The organism is Ramlibacter sp. GS1-15, from assembly GCF_057785015.1.
Genome location: NZ_JBYNTU010000001.1, coordinates 2,996,214 through 3,010,112, shown reverse-complemented (window position 1 = coordinate 3,010,112; position 13,899 = coordinate 2,996,214). Strand labels below are relative to the sequence as shown.

Here is a 13,899-nt window from a genome sequence, read left to right as displayed (position 1 = left end):
GATGCATCCCAAAGCCCTGCTGGACGCCTGCTCCGAACTGGTCGGCCGTGTGTTGAAGTTCGAACATCCCGCCGACGCGGTGGTGTCGCGCTATTTCCGCGAGCATCGCTCGCTGGGCCCGCGCGAGCGCGCGACGCTGGCCGAAACCGTGTACACGGTCCTGCGCAAGAAGCTGCTGTTCGACCATTTCGCGCCGTCCGGCTCCGGCCCGCGCGAGCGGCGCCTGGCCATCCTGGGCTTCCACGGCCCGCGCGACTTCCTCAAGAGCGCCCTGACCGAGCAGGAGCGCCGCTGGCTGGACCAATGCGACGCGATCGATCCCGAGGATTTGCTCGAGCGCCATCGCCACAACCTGCCCGATTGGCTGGTCGAGCCCCTGAAGGCGCAGCTCGGCGACGAGTTCTGGGACTTCGTCGACGCGGTGAACCAGCCGGCGCCGCTGGACCTGCGCGTGAACGTGCTCACCGACAAGCGCGACGACGTGCGCCACGAGCTCGAACTGGCCGGCATCAAGGCGCAGCCCACGCCGTACTCACCCTGGGGGCTGCGTCTGAAGGACAAGCCCGCGATCAACAAGCTGGACGCGTTCGCGCGCGGGGCGGTCGAGGTGCAGGACGAGGGCTCGCAACTGCTGGCGCCGCTGCTCGACGCCCGGCGCGGCGAGATGGTCGTGGACTTCTGCGCCGGCGCCGGCGGCAAGACGCTGGCGCTGGGCGCCGCGATGCGCAACACCGGCCGGCTCTACGCCTTCGACACCTCGGCGCACCGCCTCGACGCGCTGAAGCCTCGCCTGGCCCGCAGCAAGCTCTCCAACGTGTATCCGGCGGCGATCGCCAACGAGCGCGACGAGCGCATCAAGCGCCTGGCCGGCAAGATCGACCGGGTGATCGTCGACGCACCGTGCTCGGGGCTGGGAACCTTGCGCCGCAATCCGGACCTCAAGTGGAGGCAGTCGCCCGAAGGCGTGCGCGAGATGACCGTGAAGCAGGCCGCGATCCTGGCCAGCGCCGCGCGGCTGCTCAAACCCGGTGGGCGGCTGGTGTACGCCACCTGCAGCGTGCTGCCGCAGGAAAACGAGGAGATCGCCGCGGCGTTCGGCGCCGCCCATAACGACTTCCGCCCCTTGCCGGCCGCCGAAGTGCTCGGGCAACTGAGGGTCGGCAGCGAAGTAACCCTGTGCTCCGGCGGAGAGCAAGGCCAGCAGTACCTCCGGCTCTGGCCGCACCGCCACGCCACGGACGGTTTCTTCGCCGCCCTGTGGGTGAAAATTTGACGTGCGTCACTGAAATGCCTCGCATTTCAGATAAAGGGCTTGCATTTGAACCCCCGGCCTTAAAATGGGCGGTTGGCAGCGGGCGCGCCCCCTGCACTTGTTTGACTTACGTTTAGAGAGATCTCCCACCCATGATGCTTCCCGACTGGCCCGTGCTGAACGCGGCGATCGACTGGCTCGCGAACGGCCTGTGGCACCTGTCCTGGTGGCAGATCGTGCTGTACACGCTCGCCACGACGCACATCACGATCGCGTCCGTGACGATCTTCCTGCACCGCGCGCAGGCGCACCGCGCGATGGACCTGCATGCCATCCCGTCGCACTTCTTCCGCTTCTGGCTGTGGCTGGGCACCGGGATGGTGACCAAGGAGTGGGTCGCGATCCACCGCAAGCACCACGCCAAGTGCGAAACCGCGGACGATCCGCACAGTCCGCAGACGCGCGGCATCGATACCGTGCTGTGGCGCGGCGCCGAGCTGTATCGCGCGGAAGCGAAGAACCAGGAAACCATGGCCAAGTTCGGCCATGGCACGCCCAACGACTGGATCGAGCGCAACCTCTACACCCGCTACAGCTGGCAAGGCGTGGGCCTGATGCTGATCCTGAACGTCGCCCTGTTCGGCGCGATCGGCCTGACCGTGTGGGCCGTGCAGATGCTGTGGATCCCGATCACCGCCGCCGGCATCATCAACGGCATCGGCCATTACTGGGGCTACCGCAATTTCGAAGCGCCCGACGCCAGCACGAACATCTCGCCGTGGGGCGTGATCATCGGCGGCGAGGAGCTGCACAACAACCACCACACGTACCCGACCTCGGCCAGGTTCTCGGTCAAGAAGTACGAGTTCGACATCGGCTGGGTGTACATCAGCGCGTTGAGCAAGCTGGGCCTGGCGACCGTCAAGAAGGTGCCGCCGAAGCTCCAGCTGGGCGCGATCAAGCCGGTCGCGGACGAGAAGACGCTGGAAGCGCTGATCGCCAACCGCTACGAAGTGATGGCCGCCTACGCCCGCGAGATGAAGCGCGTGTGCCGCTCCGAGATCACCGCGCTGAAGGAGAAGCAGGCCGATTTCACCGTGCTCAAGTCGGCCAAGCGCTGGCTGCACCGTGACGAGGATCGGGTGCCCGCCGCCGCCCTGCCGCATGTGCAGCAGGTCCGCGCCGCGCACCCGGTGATCGACAAGATGGTCGCCATGCGCGAGGAGCTGCGCCAGATGTGGCTCAACACCTCGCAGTCGCGCGAGCAGCTGGCCGCCGACCTGCAGGCCTGGTGCCGTCGCGCCGAGGAAAGCGGCATTGCGCAATTGCAGCAGTTCTCGATGCGACTGCGCGCCGCGCACGCCTGAGAAGCAAGCTCCCAGTGAAGAGCCCCGCAACGCGGGGCTTTTTTCGTTGTGACATTCATTTACGCGATCGGCGTCGTCGAAACGTGCCGGCTGACGTTAAAAAGGCTCATCCATTCATCCAAACAGAGGAGCCGACATGATGACCCGCCTTGCCCTTGCCGCCGTCCTGGCCACCTGCGCCTTCAGCGCTGGTGCGCAGTCCCCCAACGCGTCGGACACGGCTCGTGCTGCCGTCGCGGCGGCCCGCTGCCACGATTGCGCGACGGTGCAGAAGGTGCATTCCGTCAAGCGCAAGGGTGAGGGCGGTGCGGTGGGCATGATCGGCGGCGCGGTGGTCGGCGGCTTGCTGGGCCACCAGGTCGGTGGCGGCACCGGCAAGACGATCGCGACCGTCGGCGGCGCTGCGGCCGGCGCATACGCGGGCAACGAGGTGCAGAAGTCGGTGAATTCGACGACCGTGTGGGTGACCACGGTGAAGATGAAGGACGGCTCGACCCGGACCTTCGAACAAGCCAAGCAGCCGACGTGGAAGGCCGGCGAGCACGTGCACGTGAAGGACGGCGTCCTCTCGCCCGCCTGAAGGGGAAATCCCGACACACTTGTCACTCCCACCCGGGGTGGCGTCGCTCCTAGGATGGTCCTCACCATCAACACCGAAGGAGCGACGAATGACGACACACACCACCGCCACGCGTGAAAAGTGGCTGGACGCGCGGCTGGCGCTGCTGAAGGCGGAAAAGGAACACACGCGGCGCAGCGACGAGCTCGCGCGCCAGCGCCAGGCCTTGCCGTGGGTCCGCGTGGACAAGGACTACCGCTTCGAGACCGACTCGGGCAAGGCCACGCTGAAGGACCTGTTCCAGGGACGCTCGCAGCTGCTGGTCTACCACTTCATGTTCGGGCCCGACTACACCGCGGGCTGCCCTTCCTGCTCCGCCATCGCCGACGGCTTCAACGGCTTCGTCGTGCACCTCGCCAACCACGACGTGACGCTGGGCTGCGTCTCGCGCGCGCCGCTGGCGAAGCTGCAGGCGTTCAAGGGGCGCATGGGCTGGACGTTCCCGTGGGCGTCTTCGCTCGGCAGCGACTTCAACTACGACTTCGGCGTGGCGTTCACCGAGGAGCAGCAGCGTCAGGGCGGCATCGACTACAACTACAGCCGCGGCAGCGTGAGCTCGCGCAAGGACGACATCGATGCGGTGCAGGCGGCCCAGGCCGCGCCCGCGAGCCCGGCGAACGATTTCCAGACGCAGATCGCGTCGAGCGTGGGCGTGGACTGGCCCACCTATATCCGCGAGACCCCCGGCATGAGCGCCTTCGTGCTCGAGGATGGCGTCGTGTACCACACGTATTCGACCTATGCGCGAGGCCTGGACGGCCTGTGGGGCATGTACCAGTGGCTCGACCGCGCCCCGCTCGGCCGCAACGAGCAGGGCATCTGGTGGCGCCGCCACGACGAGTACGCGAACGCGGCGCGGCGATGAAAGCGGACCGGACAGCGCACGGGCTTTTCCTCGGCCTTTCGGCACTGCTCTTTGCCGCCAGCGCGACGGCGACGATCGCCTGGTCGTCCTCCGCATCGGCCATGGCGGGCATGCCGATGCCGGGAGAGTCGTGGGCCGGGACGGCGGCCTCGTTCGTCGGCATGTGGGTCGCGATGATGCCGGCCATGATGTTGCCCTCGCTGATGCCGGCGCTGTGGCGTTACAGGCGGGCCATCGGCGCAGCCGGCGAAGCGCGCGGCGACGTGCTCACCGGGCTCGTCGGCGCGGGGTACTTCCTCGTGTGGACGGCGCTCGGCGTCATGCTTCTTCCGGTCGGGGTCGCCCTCTCGGACGCGCAGATGCTGTGCTCCCCGCTGGCGCGTGCCGTTCCCGTCGGGGCGGGCGCCACGGTCCTGGTGGCGGGTGCGCTGCAGTTCACGCGATGGAAAGCCCACCTGCTGGCTTGCTGCCGCGAGGCGCCGGGACGCGGCGCGGCACTGCCGGCGAATGCCGGCGCCGCATGGCGCTACGGTCTGCGCCTCGGAGTGCACTGCACCGTCTGCTGCGCCGGCCTGACGGCGACCCTGCTCGTGATCGGCGTGATGGACCTGCGCGCAATGGCAGCCGTCGCCGCCGCCATCACCTTCGAACGCCTCGCGCCTGCGGGCTGGCGCCCCGCGCTGGTGGTCGGCCTGGTCGGCCTCGCGGCCGGGATCTGGCTGATCGCCCAATGAAAAGGGCTCCGCGCGGGAGCCCTTTTTCCTGCCGCAAGCGAGTTGCTTACTTCAGCTTCGTCTCTTTGTACTCGACGTGCTTGCGCGCCTTCGGGTCGAACTTCATGATCGACATCTTCTCGGGCATCGTCTTCTTGTTCTTGCTCGTGGTGTAGAAATGGCCGGTGCCCGCGGTGGACTCCAGCTTGATCTTCTCGCGACCGCCTTTGCTTGCCATGGTGATGCTCCTTGATTAGGCCTGGCCGCGGGCGCGCAGGTCCGCCAGCACGGCATCGATCCCGTTCTTGTCGATCAGGCGCAGCGCGGCGCCGGAAACACGCAGGCGCACCCAGCGGTTCTCGCTCTCGACCCAGAAACGGCGATATTGCAGGTTCGGCATGAACCGGCGCTTGGTCTTGTTGTTGGCGTGGGAAACGTTGTTCCCGACCATCGGGCCCTTGCCCGTGACTTCACATACGCGTGCCATGAAGCACTCCGATTTCTTCGTAGACGGCGGTCCGTGACCGGAGCGCCTCACCTCGCCAGCAGGGTGGCGGTAACCCATGATTGGACGGCCCGAAAGCAGCCAAGCCGATGATTATAGCCAATCGCGCAGCCCTGGGCCGCGGCGAAGGCCAGGACCCAGTTGTGACATTCATTTACCCGCGCCGGGTCGTCCGAACTGCCGAGCTCGCGTTAAAAGCTCATCCGTTCCACACACACGAGAGGAGTTGAAATGAACAGCCGGATCACCTTGGCCGCCGTCGTACCCGTTGTCCTGGCCTGCATGGCGTGCGGTGGCGGAGGCGCAGGCCAGTCCGCCAGCGCGTCGCCGGCTGCCCAGGCCCCGATCGGGGCGGGCACCAACACTGCCGCCGCACCGGCCGCCCAGGCGGCGGTCATGCCGGCTTCCCACGCCCCGGCCGCACCGGCGCGTCGCGCTTCGACCGCTCATGCTCCGACCGCCCACCCCGCGACGGCCAACGCGGCGGTCTCTCCGACCACTCGCGTCGCGGGCTCCTCCGCGTGCCTGGACTGCGCGACCGTCATGGAGGTGCAATCCGTCAAACACAAGGGCGACGGCGGAGCCGTGGGCATGATCGGTGGCGCGGTGGTCGGCGGCTTGCTGGGCCACCAGGTCGGCGGCGGCACCGGCAAGACCCTCGCCACCGTGGGTGGTGCGGCCGCGGGTGCCTTCGCGGGCAACGAAGTCCAGAAGCAGGTGAATTCCAAGACGGTGTGGGTCACCACGGTCAGGTTGAAAGACGGATCGACCCAGACGTTCGAACAGGAAGCCCAGCCCGTATGGAAGGCCGGCCAGTCCGTGCACGTCAGGCAAGGCGCACTCCAGGCGCTCTGAGCCGCTCTGGCGCCGAAAAGGAAAAAGCCCCGCATCGCGGGGCTTTTTCGCTGGAACCGCAGTTCGGGTGTCAGCCTTGCTGCTCCAGGAACCGCTGGGCATCCAGCGCCGCCATGCAGCCCGTGCCCGCGCTGGTGATCGCCTGGCGGTACACATGGTCCTGCACGTCGCCGGCGGCGAACACGCCCGGGACGCTGGTCATTGTCGCCATGCCGTTCATCCCCGATTTCGTGATGATGTAGCCGTCCTTCATCTCGAGCTGGCCCTTGAAGATCTCGGTGTTGGGCGAATGGCCGATCGCGATGAAGCAGCCCTGCAGCATCAGATCCTCGGTCGCGCCGGTGTTCACGTCCTTCAGCCGCACGCCGGTCACGCCCGTCGCGTCGCCCAGCACTTCGTCGAGTGTCTTGAACAGCTTCAGCTCGATCTTGCCTTCCTTGACCTTCTCGGCCACCTTGTCGACGAGGATCGGCTCGGCGCGGAACTTGTCGCGCCGGTGCACGAGGTACACCTTGCTCGCGATGTTGGAGAGGTACAGCGCCTCTTCGACGGCGGTGTTGCCGCCGCCGATCACGCAGGTGGTCTGGCCGCGGTAGAAGAACCCGTCGCAGGTGGCGCAGGCCGACACGCCCTTGCCCATGAAGGCCTGCTCCGAGTCCAGGCCCAGGTAGCGGGCCGACGCACCGGTCGCGATGATCAGCGCGTCGCAGGTGTACTCGCCGCTGTCGCCCTTGAGCGTGAACGGCCGCTTGCCGAAGTCGACCGTATGGATGTGGTCGAACACGATCTGCGTCTTGAAGCGCTCGGCATGTTCGAGGAAGCGCTGCATCAGCTCGGGGCCCTGCACACCGTGCACATCGGCCGGCCAGTTGTCGACGTCGGTCGTGGTCATGAGCTGCCCGCCCTGGGCGATGCCGGTGATGAGCACGGGATCGAGGTTCGCGCGCGCGGCGTACACCGCGGCGGTGTATCCGGCGGGGCCCGAACCGAGGATCAGGACTTTGGCGTGGAGCGTGGTTGGCATTTGTGAAAAACCCGTGTGATATAGAGCACGGACCGTGTACAGTTCGGGCCGTGGTTGCAAGTATCAACCCCGCTGTGCAGCGGGCGTGCTTGCGGCTTTCAATCGCAGCGATTGTAAGAAGCCATCGCAGCCGTGCTCGCAGAAGGGATCAGATGACATGTCCATGCTGTCGAACCTCGAACTGATTCGCCGGGTGCCGCTGTTCGCGCTGCTGACGGCGAACCAGGCCGAGGCGGTGGCGGACGCCGTCGTCAAGCGCCGGTTCAAGCGCGGCGAGATCGTCGTCGAGCAGGGCGAAAAATCCAACACGCTGTTCATCATCCTGACCGGGCGCGTGCGTGTCGTCACCTCGGACAAGCGCGGGCGCGAAGTGATCCTCGCCACGCTGAGCCCGGGCGACTACATCGGGGAGATGAGCCTCATCGACAACGAGCCGCATTCGGCGACCGTCCGTGCCGAGGTGCAGACCGACATGCTGGCGCTCGGCCGCGCCGAGTTCGCGCGCTGCCTGCCCGAGAACAGCTCGATGGCGTACGCCATCATGAAGGGCCTCGTGCAGCGCCTGCGGCAGGCGGACCGCAAGATCGAATCGCTGGCGCTGATGGACGTGTACGGTCGCGTCGCGCGCGCGCTGCTGGAGTTCGCCTCGCCCGACAAGGACGGCCAGCCGACCATTCGCGAGCGCATCTCGCGCCAGGACATCGCCAAGATGGTCGGCGCCTCGCGCGAGATGGTCAGCCGCGTGATGAAGGACCTCGAGGACCGCGGCTTCATCGAGACACGCGAGGACGGGTCCATGCTGATCAAGGACCGGCTCACCACCTTGGGATGACGGGCTGACGCAACACCCCGCTGGATGCCGGGAGGTATCCGGCACGACAATGCGGTGTTGATGACCTATTCGCTGAATACCCTGACAGACACGCAGTCGCCGACCGCAGGCAAGCAGGCCGGCGTCGGCCGCTTTGCCCATGAGTTCGCGCTGGTGGCCGGCCTGGCCGCGATCGTGTTCTGGCTGCTGGCCCTCCTGAGCTATTCGCCCTTCGATGCCGCGTTCTCCACGTCCGGCGCGGGCGGCGGCGTGCACAACTGGGGCGGGCGCCTGGGCGCAGGGCTCGCCGATGCGAGCTACTTCCTGCTGGGGTTCTCGTCCTGGTGGTGTTTCGCCGCGGCGGTGCGCACCTGGCTCGCCACGCTGGCGCGCTGGACCCGCGGTGAACACCAGCGCGAGGAAAAGCGCCTCACGCGCACGCGCCTCGCGTTCTGGGTCGGCCTGGCGGTGCTGCTGGCCGCGAGCTGCGCGCTGGAGTGGTCGCGCCTGTACCGTTTCGAAGGCCAGTTGCCCGACCATGCCGGCGGCGCGCTGGGCTACCTGGTCGGCCCGGCGGGCGTGAAGTGGCTGGGCTTCACGGGCTCGGGCCTGGTGTTCGTCGCCCTGGTCGTGCTCGGCATGGCCGTGGTGTTCCGCTTCTCCTGGAGCGAGGTCGCGGAAAACATCGGTGCGCGCATCGACACCTTCATCGAATCGCGCCGCGAAAAGCGTGAAGTGGCGCAGGACATCGCCATGGGCCAGGCGGCCGCCCGCCAGCGCGAAGAGGTCGTCGAAGTCGAGCGCGTCGAGATCGCCGAGCACCACCCCGCACCGGTGCTGATCGAGCCGGTCATGATCGAAGTGCCGAAGAGCGAGCGAGTCGTCAAGGAGCGCCAGAAGCCGCTGTTCTCGGAACTGCCGGACTCGAAGTTGCCTCAGGTCGACCTGCTCGACAGCGCCAACGCGCGCCAGGAATCGGTCTCGGCCGAGACGCTGGAGATGACCTCGCGCCTGATCGAGAAGAAGCTGAAGGACTTCGGCGTCGACGTGCGCGTCGTGCTGGCGCAGCCCGGCCCGGTGATCACGCGCTACGAAATCGAACCCGCCACCGGCGTGAAAGGCTCGCAAGTCGTCAACCTCGCGAAGGACCTCGCACGATCGCTGTCCCTGGTGTCCATCCGCGTGATCGAGACGATCCCCGGCAAGAACTACATGGCGCTCGAACTGCCGAACGCCAAGCGCCAGTCGATCCGCCTCTCGGAAATCCTCGGCTCGCAGGTCTACAACGAGGCGAAGTCGATGCTGACGATGGGCCTGGGCAAGGACATCGTCGGCAACCCCGTGGTGGCGGACCTGGCGAAGATGCCGCACGTGCTGGTCGCCGGCACCACGGGCTCGGGCAAGTCGGTCGGTATCAACGCGATGGTGCTGTCGCTGCTGTACAAGGCCGAGGCGCGCGACGTGCGCCTGTTGATGATCGACCCGAAGATGCTGGAGATGTCTGTCTACGAAGGCATCCCGCACCTGCTGGCGCCGGTGGTCACCGACATGCGCCAGGCGGCCAACGGCTTGAACTGGTGCGTCGGCGAGATGGAGCGGCGCTACCGGCTCATGTCCAAGATGGGCGTGCGCAACCTCGCGGGCTACAACGTCAAGATCGATGACGCGAAGGCCAGGGGCCAGTCGATTCCCGATCCGTTCGCGCTGGGCGGCGAGGAGAGCCAGGTGCCGCTCGACCGGCTGCCGCACATCGTGGTGGTGATCGACGAGCTGGCCGACCTGATGATGGTCGTGGGCAAGAAGATCGAGGAGCTGATCGCACGTCTGGCGCAAAAGGCGCGCGCGGCCGGCATCCACCTGATCCTTGCGACGCAGCGTCCGAGCGTCGACGTGATCACGGGCCTGATCAAGGCCAACATCCCGACGCGCATCGCCTTCCAGGTCTCCAGCAAGATCGACAGCCGCACCATCCTCGACCAGATGGGCGCGGAGGCGCTGCTCGGCATGGGCGACATGTTGTACCTGCCTTCGGGCACGGGCTTCCCGGTCCGCGTGCACGGCGCTTTCGTCAGCGACGACGAGGTGCATCGCGTCGTCGCGTACCTGAAGGAGCAGGGCGAGCCGAACTACATCGAGGGCGTGCTCGAAGGCGGCACCGTGGATGACGACGGCGAGCTGCTGGGCGGAGAAGGCGGCGGCGGGGGCGGCGAGAAGGACCCGATGTACGACGAAGCCGTGGCCATCGTCGTCAAGGAGCGCCGCAGCAGCATTTCCTACATCCAGCGCAAACTGAAGATCGGCTACAACCGCGCGGCACGCATCGTCGAGGACATGGAAAAGGCCGGCATCGTGGGCGCCATGAGTTCCAAGGGCGAGCGTGAAGTGCTGGCTCCCAACCGCGAGTAACGCCGGGTTACGAGGTCAACACAACCGTCGGCATGCGCTGACGAAGGCGTTGCCGGGCGCACGCGACAATGGGCCCATGAAGAACAGGATTCTTGCCACGCTCCTTGCCGTCGCAGCGATGGCGGCGCACGCCAGCGGCCTCGACGCGCTCGAAGGGTTCCTCAAGACCGTCAAGAGCGGGCGCGCGTCGTTCACCCAGGTGGTCATGTCGCCGGCACGCGAAGGCCAGCCCGCCAGGACGCGCACCTCGAGCGGCACCTTCGAATTCGCGCGGCCGAACCACTTCCGCTTCGACTACAAGAGGCCCTTCGAGCAGGTCATCGTCGCGGATGGCCAGACGCTGTGGCTGTACGACGCGGACCTGAACCAGGTCACCGCCCGCAAGCAGGAGGCGGTGCTCGCGTCCACCCCGGCCGCGCTGATCGCATCGGCGTCGAGCACGGCGGCGCTGGCGCGTGATTTCAAGCTCGAAGCCGCGCCGGACAAGGACGGCCTGCAATGGGCGGTCGCGACGCCGAAGGACCGCGAGGGCCAGTTGAACACGATGCGTGTGGGCTTTCGCGGCAACGCCCTCGCGCAACTCGAGATCGTCGACGGCTTCGGCCAGCGTTCCGTGATCACGTTCGACACGATGGAGCCGAACGTCGCGATTGCGGCGGAGCGCTTCCGCTTCAAGCCGCCGCAGGGCGCGCAGGTCGTAAGGCAATAGGGCTAGCGGATCAGCCCCTTGAGGGCCTCGCCCAGCCCCTTCTTGCCCAGTTGCTTGTCGAGCTGCTGCCCGAGCTGTTTCTGCACCTGCTGCTTGGCGAGGTCCGTCGCGAGCGCGCCATATTCGACGTGGTAGGTGGGATTGTCCAAGGGCCCGGTCAGCCGCACGGGGACGGTCAACCCGTTGAGGTCGGCAAGGTCCTTGCCTTCCTGCCCCTTGGTGCTGTTGACGATGGTGACCTTCGCCAGGTAGTCGATCTGATCGCGGACCAGGTCGATGTTGCCCGCGCCGCCCGCGCGCAGGAAGGGGGACTTGGCCGACAAGTCGTCGTTATGCGCCACGCCGTTGGTGATCCTGAACGACGCCGACAATTCGGAAAAGTCGGTTTTCTCGGCCTTGTCGGCGGCGGTCACGGCATCCTGCTTGCCGCCCGAGATCATCGCCTTGGCCTGCCGCAACGACTTGGCCAGGTTGATGCCCTTCACGGCGCCGTCGTGCAGGCTCATGCTGGCCGATCCGTTCAACGACTGCCGCGCGGCCATCACCGTGCTGCCTGCGGCACTGACGTCCAGCATGACCTGGCCGCGTCCCTCCAGAATGTCCTTCTGCGCGTAGTCCTTCATCAGCGGGCCGATGGCGACGTTCGTCATGTTTTGCTTCAGTGCCACCCGGTTGCCGTCGGCCTGCGCCGAGAGTGAGCCGACCAGATTGCCGCCATAAAGGCTGGCCGACAACGGGTTCACGTCCAGCCGCCCCTTGCTCGCCACCAGTTTGGCAATGACGTTGCTGAATTTGAGGTTGCGCGCCTGCAGGGACCCGATCCGCATGTCGCCCTTGAGGTCGAGACCGCGCAGGAACGAGAAGTCGATCGGCGCGGCGTGACCGGCAGGCCCCGGCGCCGCAGGCGCGGGCGTGGCCGCGGGCTGGGCGGGTGAGGCTTGCGGGAGGTAGCGGTCGATGTTGAGGCGATCGATCGCGACGTCGAAGGCGGCGGCAAGCGGGGAGAAACGCGCCACCTCGAGCTTGCCTTGCACCGCGCTGTCCTCGATGCGGGTGGACCAGCTGGACGCGGCTTGCGACCTGCCCCAGTCGGCATGAACCGATGCATCCAGCGGCAGCTTGAGCTGCTTCATGGGCAATTGCGGATGCGTGACCTGCAGTTCCCCGGTGAGCCGGGGCAGGTCGACCACCTGTTTTTCCAGGTTGGCCTCGGCCGCGCCCGCGATGTGCCCCTGCGTGGCGAGCGGGCCCTGCTTCAGGCTCCACTGCGCATCGAGCTTGCCTGCGCTCACATGGTCTCCCACCGTCGCGACGTGCGGCAGGTCGACTTTCGCCTCGAGTGCGTCCGGCCCGAGCTGTCCCGTCGCCGTCAATACAAGCGCTTCGACCTGGATGCCATGGGCAGCGTCGCCCAGGCCCGCCTCCCTGGCACTGGCAGCGAGGTTGAGTTGCTGGAACCCGAAGAGATCGCCCTTGACCTTCAAGTCGAGCTTTTCCACGGCGTACTGTCTGCGCGCGAGGTCATAGCGATAGTTCCCGCCGAGGTCGACGGCGACGGCCAGCCTCGGCTGCTCGCTAGCGATCCTGAAGGCCAGTTCCACGGGCCCGCTCGCCGACTGCGCGAGGCGGCCGGTCTTCACGCCGAGGTCGTTCAGCTGGATGGTGCGGCCCGCCTTCTGGTCTTCGAAGAGGACCGCCGAACGCGTGATGCCGACGCCGGCGACGTCGAACGTGATCGGCGTGCCTTCCGCTGCCGTCGTGCGCTCCTTGTCGGCCTCTTTCCCGCGGGGCAACAGGTCGTCGAAGTTGAACGTGCCGTCCTTCTTGCGCACGATGTGCGCGCGCACGCCGTCCAGCTCGATACGGTCGACGACGAGTTGCCGCTGCAGGAGGGGCAGGACGCGCACCGACACGCGTGCGTTCGCGACGCCGGCGAATTCCTGGGTCGAACTGCGCTCGCTGAGAGTGGCCTTGCCCAGTGTGACGCCGACCGAGGGGTAGAACGAGAGCGCGAGGTCGCCATCGATCCTGAGGTCGCGCTGCTTCTCGTCGTGGACGGCCTGGGTGAGCTTCTGCTTGGCCCAGGCGGGATCGAAACGCCATGCGATCGCCGCCAGGCCGACCACCAGCAGCACCAGCACGGCCAGGAGCACCAGACCGGCGAACTTGAGCGTCCTCATCCATCTCTCCACGCGTGGCCAGGGTCAGGCGATTTTCCATGCAAACGGGTTCGCCAGCTCGCATGGCCCACAGGCGCTCCGCATGCGAGCTTTCGCTCGCATGAAACCGGCGATGCACGCGTGATCAGGACGCCGGCACGGACGGTGCCACCAGCACCCACCCCTCAGGACAGGCGGCCACATTCGGGTAGTAGGCGCCGGCACTTGGGCAGTAGTAGTACCACGGCTGCACGTAGACCGGCGCTGCAGCGGCGTACCACGGATACCAGACCCCCCCGACAACGAACAATCCGCCCAGGTGCCGGCCATGGAAGCCATGCCCGAAATGGCCGTCGTGCCTGAATGCCCCATGTCGTGGAAAGTGACCGGCGTCGCCATTGAAATGCGAGCCGCCCACGTGCACGCCCCCCATATGTCCGCCACCCGCGTGCGCTTGGGGGACGGCATGCGCGGATGCAAATGCCAGTGACGCCGCGGCGGCGAACACGGCGAGTCGAAGAATCTTCATGGCGACCTCCTGACGGAAACACCAATCGGGCAGGGCTCGAGAGCCTGCGGTCACGCGGTTGGAGTGCTGCCGCCACCTGAAGGTT

The 13,899-nt window shown here is 66.9% G+C and carries 14 protein-coding genes; 9 read left to right on the top strand and 5 right to left on the bottom strand.

The window, feature by feature from the left end; genetic code table 11:
• Position 1 precedes the first annotated feature (1 nt).
• The 5 genes from AC3EF3_RS15025 (at position 2) to AC3EF3_RS15005 (ending at position 4,837) form a co-directional block, all read left to right on the top strand.
• On the top strand, positions 2-1,273 hold the full coding sequence (locus AC3EF3_RS15025) for an RsmB/NOP family class I SAM-dependent RNA methyltransferase (RefSeq protein WP_488532950.1): 1,272 nt from the start codon (positions 2-4) through the stop codon (positions 1,271-1,273).
• A 131-nt stretch (positions 1,274-1,404) separates the two neighbouring features.
• On the top strand, positions 1,405-2,619 hold the full coding sequence (locus tag AC3EF3_RS15020; RefSeq protein ID WP_488532949.1) for a DesA family fatty acid desaturase: 1,215 nt from the start codon (positions 1,405-1,407) through the stop codon (positions 2,617-2,619).
• Positions 2,620-2,755: 136 nt separating this feature from the next.
• The gene (locus tag AC3EF3_RS15015; RefSeq protein WP_488532948.1) at positions 2,756-3,199 is read left to right on the top strand and encodes a glycine zipper 2TM domain-containing protein; all 444 of its coding nucleotides are present in this window, start codon (positions 2,756-2,758) and stop codon (positions 3,197-3,199) included.
• Positions 3,200-3,287: 88 nt separating this feature from the next.
• Entirely contained in the window at positions 3,288-4,103 is an 816-nt protein-coding gene (locus AC3EF3_RS15010) for a DUF899 domain-containing protein (RefSeq protein ID WP_488532947.1), read from the top strand.
• A complete protein-coding gene (locus AC3EF3_RS15005) occupies positions 4,100-4,837 on the top strand; it encodes a DUF2182 domain-containing protein (protein WP_488532946.1) in 738 nt (245 codons plus the stop codon). The genes AC3EF3_RS15010 and AC3EF3_RS15005 overlap by 4 nt, the downstream gene beginning before the upstream one ends.
• 46 nt (positions 4,838-4,883) lie before the next feature.
• Here the strand turns inward: AC3EF3_RS15005 and rpmG are convergent, their stop codons facing one another.
• Together rpmG and rpmB are read right to left on the bottom strand one after the other, a co-directional pair.
• Positions 4,884-5,054: a 50S ribosomal protein L33 gene (rpmG, locus tag AC3EF3_RS15000; protein ID WP_055899695.1), complete on the bottom strand. Its 171-nt coding sequence runs from the start codon at positions 5,052-5,054 to the stop codon at positions 4,884-4,886.
• A 15-nt stretch (positions 5,055-5,069) separates the two neighbouring features.
• On the bottom strand, positions 5,070-5,303 hold the full coding sequence (rpmB, locus tag AC3EF3_RS14995; RefSeq protein WP_488532945.1) for a 50S ribosomal protein L28: 234 nt from the start codon (positions 5,301-5,303) through the stop codon (positions 5,070-5,072).
• Positions 5,304-5,870: 567 nt separating this feature from the next.
• Between rpmB and AC3EF3_RS14990 the strand changes: the two genes are divergently transcribed.
• Positions 5,871-6,176, top strand: a complete 306-nt coding sequence (locus tag AC3EF3_RS14990; protein ID WP_488532944.1) for a glycine zipper 2TM domain-containing protein — start codon at positions 5,871-5,873, stop codon at positions 6,174-6,176.
• Between the two features lie 70 nt (positions 6,177-6,246).
• Here the strand turns inward: AC3EF3_RS14990 and trxB are convergent, their stop codons facing one another.
• Positions 6,247-7,200, bottom strand: a complete 954-nt coding sequence (trxB, locus tag AC3EF3_RS14985) for a thioredoxin-disulfide reductase (RefSeq protein ID WP_488532943.1) — start codon at positions 7,198-7,200, stop codon at positions 6,247-6,249.
• A 157-nt stretch (positions 7,201-7,357) separates the two neighbouring features.
• Here trxB and AC3EF3_RS14980 point away from each other — a divergent pair, with 157 nt between their 5' ends.
• The 3 genes from AC3EF3_RS14980 to lolA all read left to right on the top strand — a co-directional run bounded on the left by AC3EF3_RS14980 (position 7,358) and on the right by lolA (position 11,126).
• Complete coding sequence (locus tag AC3EF3_RS14980) at positions 7,358-8,032, top strand: Crp/Fnr family transcriptional regulator (protein ID WP_488532942.1); 675 nt, start codon at positions 7,358-7,360, stop codon at positions 8,030-8,032.
• A gap of 60 nt (positions 8,033-8,092) precedes the next feature.
• Complete coding sequence (locus AC3EF3_RS14975) at positions 8,093-10,417, top strand: DNA translocase FtsK (protein WP_488532941.1); 2,325 nt, start codon at positions 8,093-8,095, stop codon at positions 10,415-10,417.
• Between the two features lie 76 nt (positions 10,418-10,493).
• Entirely contained in the window at positions 10,494-11,126 is a 633-nt protein-coding gene (lolA, locus tag AC3EF3_RS14970; RefSeq protein ID WP_488532940.1) for an outer membrane lipoprotein periplasmic chaperone LolA, read from the top strand.
• A 2-nt stretch (positions 11,127-11,128) separates the two neighbouring features.
• On the opposite strand, the gene AC3EF3_RS14965 is transcribed toward lolA, so the two are convergent.
• Positions 11,129-13,306, bottom strand: a complete 2,178-nt coding sequence (locus AC3EF3_RS14965) for an AsmA family protein (protein ID WP_488532939.1) — start codon at positions 13,304-13,306, stop codon at positions 11,129-11,131.
• Between the two features lie 124 nt (positions 13,307-13,430).
• Positions 13,431-13,814, bottom strand: a complete 384-nt coding sequence (locus AC3EF3_RS14960; protein WP_488532938.1) for a hypothetical protein — start codon at positions 13,812-13,814, stop codon at positions 13,431-13,433.
• Positions 13,815-13,899: the final 85 nt, after the last annotated feature.

Excerpts from the sequence above, each read along its gene's own strand:
- AC3EF3_RS15025 (WP_488532950.1), top strand. The coding sequence starts at position 2 with ATGCATCCCAAAGCCCTGCTGGACGCCTGCTCCGAACTGGTCGGCCGT.
- AC3EF3_RS15020 (WP_488532949.1), top strand. The coding sequence starts at position 1,405 with ATGATGCTTCCCGACTGGCCCGTGCTGAACGCGGCGATCGACTGGCTC.
- AC3EF3_RS15015 (WP_488532948.1), top strand. The coding sequence starts at position 2,756 with ATGATGACCCGCCTTGCCCTTGCCGCCGTCCTGGCCACCTGCGCCTTC.
- AC3EF3_RS15010 (WP_488532947.1), top strand. The coding sequence starts at position 3,288 with ATGACGACACACACCACCGCCACGCGTGAAAAGTGGCTGGACGCGCGG.
- AC3EF3_RS15005 (WP_488532946.1), top strand. The coding sequence starts at position 4,100 with ATGAAAGCGGACCGGACAGCGCACGGGCTTTTCCTCGGCCTTTCGGCA.
- rpmG (WP_055899695.1), bottom strand. The coding sequence starts at position 5,054 with ATGGCAAGCAAAGGCGGTCGCGAGAAGATCAAGCTGGAGTCCACCGCG.
- rpmB (WP_488532945.1), bottom strand. The coding sequence starts at position 5,303 with ATGGCACGCGTATGTGAAGTCACGGGCAAGGGCCCGATGGTCGGGAAC.
- trxB (WP_488532943.1), bottom strand. The coding sequence starts at position 7,200 with ATGCCAACCACGCTCCACGCCAAAGTCCTGATCCTCGGTTCGGGCCCC.
- AC3EF3_RS14980 (WP_488532942.1), top strand. The coding sequence starts at position 7,358 with ATGTCCATGCTGTCGAACCTCGAACTGATTCGCCGGGTGCCGCTGTTC.
- AC3EF3_RS14975 (WP_488532941.1), top strand. The coding sequence starts at position 8,093 with ATGACCTATTCGCTGAATACCCTGACAGACACGCAGTCGCCGACCGCA.
- lolA (WP_488532940.1), top strand. The coding sequence starts at position 10,494 with ATGAAGAACAGGATTCTTGCCACGCTCCTTGCCGTCGCAGCGATGGCG.
- AC3EF3_RS14965 (WP_488532939.1), bottom strand. The coding sequence starts at position 13,306 with ATGAGGACGCTCAAGTTCGCCGGTCTGGTGCTCCTGGCCGTGCTGGTG.
- AC3EF3_RS14960 (WP_488532938.1), bottom strand. The coding sequence starts at position 13,814 with ATGAAGATTCTTCGACTCGCCGTGTTCGCCGCCGCGGCGTCACTGGCA.